Below are 6,440 nucleotides of genomic sequence, written 5' to 3'. Positions count from 1 at the left end.
GGTACGGGAAGAACGTCAGGGCCGTCCCGGGCGACCCGGTCTCGTCGCCGTAAAACAGGTGACGCGTGAACTTCTCGTTGAGGTTCACCGTCTGCTTGACGAGGCGCAGGCCGAGCGTCGTCGCGTAGAAGTTGACGTTCGCCTGCGCGTCGCGGACGATTCCCGTGACGTGGTGGATTCCGGCGGTGTCTGTGAGCATCGAGTTGGGCGGGGTGTTGGAGAGTGTGTTAGGTGGCGGCGCTTCGCGGCGGGGACGGGTCGGCGCGTCGGGACCGCGGTCAGCGACCGATGGTCCCCTGTCGGGTGACGGGCGCGTCGGGGTCGACCAGGAAGGCGACGACGGTGGCGTCCTCGTCGGCGGTGAGCGTCAGGCCGGCGTCATCGACGAGCAGGCCGCTTTCGGTCTTCCCGAAGCGCGTGCCGGCGGCCTCGACCGCGCCGTCGAACACGTAGAAGTACGCGTCTCGCCCTTCGATTTCGGGGAGGTCGGCGCTCGACCCGGCGTCGAGTCGGAGGTCGAACAGGTCCACTTCGTTGCGGACGAAAAGCGGCGCGTCGGAGCCCTCGGGGCCGAACAGGTGTCGCCACTCGCCCTCGACGGGGGCGTCGATGGGTTCGTGTTGGATGTTCGGCTCCAGCCCGAGGCTGTGGGGTCGGACGAACATCTGGAGCATCCGGAGCGGCGGGTCGTCCGCGCGGGTGAACTCCTCGTGCCAGAACGTCTCGCCCGCGTTCATCACCATCAGGTGGTCGGCGTCGGTGACGAGGTCGTTGCCGTCTTGGTCGCCGTGGCGCATCGCGCCGGCGGGCACCCACGAGATGATTTCCTCGTCGCGGTGGGGATGCATCGCGATGTGGGTGTCGGGGTCCATGAACGACTCGACGATGGTCGCGAGCGGGCCGTAGCCGTGGTCCGCGTGGTCCGGGAGGGCGCGACCGGGGAAGTTGAAGTAGGTCCGAAACTTCCCTTGATTCTGGGACACGTCGGTTCGCTCCGCCTTGTAGAGTTTCGTCTCGGAGCCGACTTTCATTACGTGCGCACCTACGCGTCGAATCTATATACCTTCTCGGCGACGTGACCGAAAGCAGGTGACATCGGTGTCACCGGACTGGCTTCCGAGCGAGCGCCCCGGTGACAACCGTTTTGTTCCTGACAACCGATGGATTAGTCGAATGAATTCGAGTCGGTGGTCGTCGTGGCGAAACTGGCTGTTCGTCGTCCTGAGCGGCATCGTCGCGGCCGGAATCGTCTCCGTGTTCGGCCCGGCCGACTCGGGCGTCCTCGCGTCGGCCGCGGTCGGGGTCGTGGTCTGTCTCATGTTCGCGGTCGGCCACGCGGTCGCGAACGAACGGGTGAAACAGACGCTCCTCGACTTGCTCTCACTTCTGTCCTGAGTCCATCCCAACTCACGGTCACCATCCCTGCCGAAGTACGAACGCGGCGTGTCCGAAGACGGCCAACAGGAAGGGAACCGAGCTGGCGGGCCAGACGAAGACGGTGCCGAGCGGAATCGCCCCGAAAAAGAGGGCGGTCACGGCGAATCGGACCCACACCCAATCGACCGATTTCGGCGTCGAATCCGCGGAAATCGAAACGTCGTGTCGTCGAAGTACCTCGCGAAACCGGGCTTTGACTCCGTCCGGAACGAGAAACATCGAGGGCTCGTTGACGAACGACTTCTCGTAGTACAACCGGGCCGCGGTCCGGTCGCCGAGCGTCACGAACCGGGCGGATTCGACGTCCGAAAGCGAGGTGGTCACGTCCTCGTCGCTCCGAAACAGCGAGGGGTCGCCCATGTGGTAGGTGCTCTCGAGTTCGCCGGCGTCGTCGTCGACCGCGACGCTCATGCGGATGAACCGCTCGGAAAACTGTAGGGTTGCGGTCAGCATCACTGCGGCGTACACGGAGTACGAGAACAGACCGCGGTCTCCGACGAACACGCCGACAATCAACAGGGCGACGGGCACGACGGCGAACAGGGACCACCACAACACGCGGCCGAAATCGACGCCGTTGAACGCGACTCGCGTCGGAAGCCCGCGCAGGCCGCTCACCTCCGCGGTCCACGTCACGGCGGCCTCGTTTTCGTCGGAATCGCTCATTCGTCACCGGGTTGCGTGCGCACCGATATTATCCCCGCGGTGCGGTCTGATCCGTGCCCTCGCGGCCGTCGCTCGGACGGAGTCGCGCCAACAGGTCGAGGTCCCATTGCCGTATGCGTTCCCAGAGCAACACTGCGGGCGGGAGTGCGATTACCGCCGCCAAGAACGAATACGTGACGCTCAGGCCGATGAGGACGCCGAAGTTGCCGAGAATCGGGGTGATGGCGAGCGCGAGCGCGCCGGTCCCCAGCGCGGTCGTCAGCATACTGCCGAACAACGCGCCTCCCGTTCCGGTCAGCGTGATCATCATCGCTTCGTGCGCGCCCGTCGTCGCGTCGAACTCGTCGATGAAGCGGTGGGTCGTGTGCACCGAATAGGCGATGCCGACCCCGACCGAGATGGAGAGAATCGTCGCGGTCAGCGCGTTCAGCGTGATGTCCAGATACCGCATCGTCCCGAGCAAGAACGCGATTGCGATCAGTATCGGGAAGACGTTGACCACGCCGAGCAGCGGTTTCCGCTCCAGGACACCGTATATCGCCACGAGGAATACGGCGGTCAGGACGACCGCGAGGACGAGTCCCTGAATCGCAGACTGGAAGATGCGGTCCATCACCGCTGCGCGGACGACGACATCTCCCGTAGACGTTGCTTTAAACTGGAACTCATCCGCCATTTCTTCCCCACCAGTTGTCACTTCCGTCTGTGACGCATCGGAGTCAGTCTGATATTCGACCAGTGCGGACCGATAATCTTCAGTGAGATACTGTTCGGCCCGCCCACTCGCTGAGGAAGCGAACAGTTCGTCGTAAATTCGTTCGAGGTTCCGGTCGGGAATCCCGTTATCGTTCTGGTCGTTCCGGGCGACTAAGGCGGCGAACTCTTCGTCTTGCTCCGCGTGGGATTGAATGACCGTCACGATGCTCTGTGCCTCTGCCTGCCCACCGGGTCCAACTGCAAACGACTCCGGGGGATCGTCGTTCGGAGCTGCGAGGGCTTCGAGCGCGTGATCTTCCTTGAAGTTCCCTCGGGCGTATATTTTCACCGTGCTCCCCTGACTGCTCCCAAATTTATCATCGAGCAAGTTGATGGTTGACGTAATCGTGTACTCGCCCGGGCTGAACGGCTCAGGTAGCCCTGTGACGTAGGCCGGAAGCTCCTCGGGCGGCAGGAAGTCCTCGTTTTCGAACGAGGTGCCGACGCCAGCCCCGTACGCGCCCATCAAACTACTCGATAGCAGCAACACCAAGACGATCACTGCCGGGGCGTGTTGGCTCACCCGCGCAGGGAACGCTAACACTCGTCCGAGGGCCGATTCTTCTGACGCGATCGGAGCGGTGTTGAACTCCGGGACTCCGAGCCGCGTGCGCACGTTGTCGCACACCAACTTGGTTGCGGGTAAAAACAGCCCGAAGATAAGGAACGTGAAGATAATCCCGACCGCCGAGGCGATACCCAGATTCCGAATCGGCGTCAGGTCGGAGATGACGTTTGCACCGAATCCGAACACCGCCGTCACGGTGACGATGACGAACGCGATGAGGAGCTGGGCGTTCGCTTCTCGCATCGCTTCGACCGCTTCGAACCCGCGTTCGGTCTCTTCTCGGTAGCGGTTGATAATGTGGATGCCGAAGTCGACACCGACCGCAAGCAGTAACACCGGGACCGAAATCATCTGCTGGCTAAACGGAATCCCCGAATAGCCGAGGAATCCGAACGTCCAGATAATCGTCATTACGAGTGCGACCAGTCCCAACAGCACGTCGATGGGGTCGCGATACGCGACCACCAAGAAGAAGAGTAACAGCAGGATTACGACGGGCATCACGATCAGAAGCGAGTCCTGTACGGACTGCGAAATCTCTGTTTCGGTCGTCCCCGACCCGAACGCGCGAACGTCGCCCGGCGTGTCGTCAGCAATCGCTTGGAGGTCCGTCTGGACAGCAGTCAGGTCGTCGTCACCGAAGCTCCCCGGGAAGTCATGCGAAATCGTCGTAATCGAGGCAGACGCGGAGACGCTGGTCGGATTGAAATCGTTCGAGACCACTCCGGACAGTCGGGACGAGTCGTCGAGTTCGCGAACGGCCTGTCTGATTTCGGACGGAGTCGCCCGTTCGAGCGTTCGCCGGTAGTCTGCCGGTGTCGTCGCCGACGGATTGAGATGCTGCGCAATGATTGGAGCCGGGCCACGAGCCGATTCCATTCGGTACTCATCGTGTTCGGCAACGCGTTCGAGCAGGCGAGCGTCGCGGACGAGCGCCTCCCGAGTCAGAACGTTGCTCTTCGTCCGAATGAGTTGCGTCGTCGTCTGAGCATCCGTCTGGAACGGCTGCTCGAAGTTCTGTTCGACCTCATCGAGGGTTTTCTGTTCGGGTAAGTCATCCGTGAACGCGTCGAGTCCGCCAGCGCTCATCTGCACAGACCCTAACCCGCCGATGAACACACCGGTGAGCAGCAAAAAGGCGACGACAACTACGCGTGGGCGATCCACGATTGTCGTGTTGAGGCGTTCGGTCGCCGTTTCAATCCTCTCAGCCAGTGACATTACTTCCGCCTCCAGTAGACGACTGCGACACCGCCTGCGACAACCACCCCCAATCCTAAGATGAGCGTCATCGGCGACACGCCGCTGTTCTGGGGCTGAACGGCATCCAACGGTTTCCTGAACGTGTCCGTGAGGTGCGTGCTGCCGTCACTATCCGTGTAGCGGAAGTCGAACGAGATGGGGTACGTGCTTCCCGCCGTCGCCGCCGACGACGCCGTCACTTCGAACGCCAGCGTCGCGGACTCACCGGGCTCTAAGGACTCGATGTAGCTCGTGTCCGAACCAGCGGCGCTGAGGGGGTCGTCAGCGAACAGACGCGCTTCGATATCGGTGACCGTCTCGTTGAGGTTGTTCGTCACTTCGACGGTGACGACCCGCGATTTACCGACGGTAATCGTCCGGTCGGAAACCGCGAGTCCGAACTCGTCTCGGTCCGGGCCGATAGTCGTCAGGAGGTCGAGTTTGTCGTAGGTCCGCTGGTCTCCGTCGCCGTCACGATACCGAACCTCGACATTGAGTAATTTGTCGCCGGCCTCCGCCTCACTCGTAACCTCCATCGGGAGCCGGAAGGACTTGGATTCGCCCGGTGCGAGCGACCCGACGGCAGTGGAGTCCTCACCCGGAATGACTGTTTCCGAACTGTCAACCGGCCGAATAGTCACGCTTCGAACCGTGTTAGGGCCGGTGTTCTCGACCGTGCCGACGACTTCTCCATCTTCGCCCACTCGGAGCGACGAGGAGACGCCCGAGAAGGCGAACGACTGCTCGGGGAGCGACTCGACAGTGGTCGTAATCGGATTGGACGTACGGCTGATACCGTCACTGTCGTCGTAATTGACCACGAGGTCCAGCGCATATGCGCGCGCGGCGGAGCCGGATTGGAGCGCGGCACGGTACGTAACCGTCCGGTTTTCGCCCGACTCCCAGTCGCCAACAGATGTCGTCGAGGACGTGTCGCCGGACTCGAACGTCAAGGAGCTACTCTGTGACTCTGCGTTCACAGTCGCGGCTTTCGCAATTTCCGAGCCGGTGTTCCTGAGCGTGAACGAGATGTCGTTGTCATCACCGACTTGCGTCGTCGCGTTTGTCTCGACGATTTCGAACCGAGCGTCGTCGTTGATTCGAATCGTTATCGTGCCGGTCTCCGTTCGCGTGGAATCGGTTCCCTCAGTGGTTCCGCTGGAGCTATACCGAAGCTGGCGAGTGTGCGAATACTCGTAGGTGACCGGGAGTTGATAGGTTCCCGGTGCAGCGTCTTCCGGGATAGTGACCGAGATTGTCTTCTCGGTGCTTCCAGTCGGGAAGTTTCCGAGAGAGACCTGCCCGGTTTGGACGTCGATTGGAGCGTTTTCGTCGTCTATTTCGAACGTTAATCCCCTCGCAGTCATCACTTCCTCTTCGTACTGCGATGGACCGTGTTCGATAATTAGACCGCGGTTAACGACCGAGATTGCGAGCTCGTCAGTCGTGCCCGCAGAGAGCGTTCCGGACGAAGTTGCAAACGTGATATCTGGGTTCCCAACGACGCTTCCAGACTGCGATGTCTGGGCGGTCGCAACGGCGGGAATCGCGCCGGCAACCAGTCCCATGACGAGGACGGTCGTAAGCGCGACGGTCAACAACCGTGAGCTCCGAAGTATATTCTGTGTCATCCTTACTGAGTACTTAGTCAAATCCCGAGCGGACGGATTAATGTGTCGGTCTCGGCCAGTAGCACCCTCAATGCGGATGGGGGAGACGACTCCGAAACACAGGTACGACCGGTCTATGGATAGATACCCCCCGACAGGGT

Annotated in this window: 6 protein-coding genes; 1 reads left to right on the top strand and 5 read right to left on the bottom strand. The window is 61.6% G+C overall.

Annotated elements, in window-relative coordinates; translation table 11 throughout:
* Together C458_RS01535 and C458_RS01530 are read right to left on the bottom strand one after the other, a co-directional pair.
* A partial coding sequence (locus C458_RS01535; RefSeq protein ID WP_008572596.1) for a VOC family protein occupies positions 1 to 199 on the bottom strand: 199 nt, incomplete at its 3' end.
* 79 nt (positions 200 to 278) lie between these two features.
* A complete protein-coding gene (locus C458_RS01530; RefSeq protein WP_008572594.1) occupies positions 279 to 1,031 on the bottom strand; it encodes a pirin family protein in 753 nt (250 codons plus the stop codon).
* A gap of 142 nt (positions 1,032 to 1,173) precedes the next feature.
* Between C458_RS01530 and C458_RS01525 the strand changes: the two genes are divergently transcribed.
* A complete protein-coding gene (locus C458_RS01525; RefSeq protein WP_008572591.1) occupies positions 1,174 to 1,395 on the top strand; it encodes a hypothetical protein in 222 nt (73 codons plus the stop codon).
* A gap of 18 nt (positions 1,396 to 1,413) precedes the next feature.
* Here C458_RS01525 and C458_RS01520 read toward each other — a convergent pair whose 3' ends face one another.
* Genes C458_RS01520 through C458_RS01510 form a run of 3 tightly spaced genes read right to left on the bottom strand, consistent with a single transcriptional unit; the run spans position 1,414 to position 6,036 of the window.
* Positions 1,414 to 2,103: a hypothetical protein gene (locus C458_RS01520; protein ID WP_008572589.1), complete on the bottom strand. Its 690-nt coding sequence runs from the start codon at positions 2,101 to 2,103 to the stop codon at positions 1,414 to 1,416.
* A gap of 28 nt (positions 2,104 to 2,131) precedes the next feature.
* Positions 2,132 to 4,648, bottom strand: coding sequence for an RND family transporter (locus C458_RS01515; RefSeq protein WP_008572587.1), 2,517 nt, complete (start codon positions 4,646 to 4,648; stop codon positions 2,132 to 2,134).
* Positions 4,648 to 6,036: a COG1361 S-layer family protein gene (locus tag C458_RS01510; protein ID WP_008572585.1), complete on the bottom strand. Its 1,389-nt coding sequence runs from the start codon at positions 6,034 to 6,036 to the stop codon at positions 4,648 to 4,650. The genes C458_RS01515 and C458_RS01510 overlap by 1 nt, the downstream gene beginning before the upstream one ends.
* Positions 6,037 to 6,440: the final 404 nt, after the last annotated feature.

The organism is Haloferax sp. ATCC BAA-644 (genome assembly GCF_000336975.1).
Lineage (GTDB): Archaea > Halobacteriota > Halobacteria > Halobacteriales > Haloferacaceae > Haloferax > Haloferax volcanii.
This window is presented reverse-complemented; position numbering and strand designations above follow the sequence as displayed.

Excerpts from the sequence above, each read along its gene's own strand:
- C458_RS01530 (WP_008572594.1), bottom strand. The coding sequence starts at position 1,031 with ATGAAAGTCGGCTCCGAGACGAAACTCTACAAGGCGGAGCGAACCGAC.
- C458_RS01525 (WP_008572591.1), top strand. The coding sequence starts at position 1,174 with ATGAATTCGAGTCGGTGGTCGTCGTGGCGAAACTGGCTGTTCGTCGTC.
- C458_RS01520 (WP_008572589.1), bottom strand. The coding sequence starts at position 2,103 with ATGAGCGATTCCGACGAAAACGAGGCCGCCGTGACGTGGACCGCGGAG.
- C458_RS01515 (WP_008572587.1), bottom strand. The coding sequence starts at position 4,648 with ATGTCACTGGCTGAGAGGATTGAAACGGCGACCGAACGCCTCAACACG.
- C458_RS01510 (WP_008572585.1), bottom strand. The coding sequence starts at position 6,036 with ATGACTGCGAGGGGATTAACGTTCGAAATAGACGACGAAAACGCTCCA.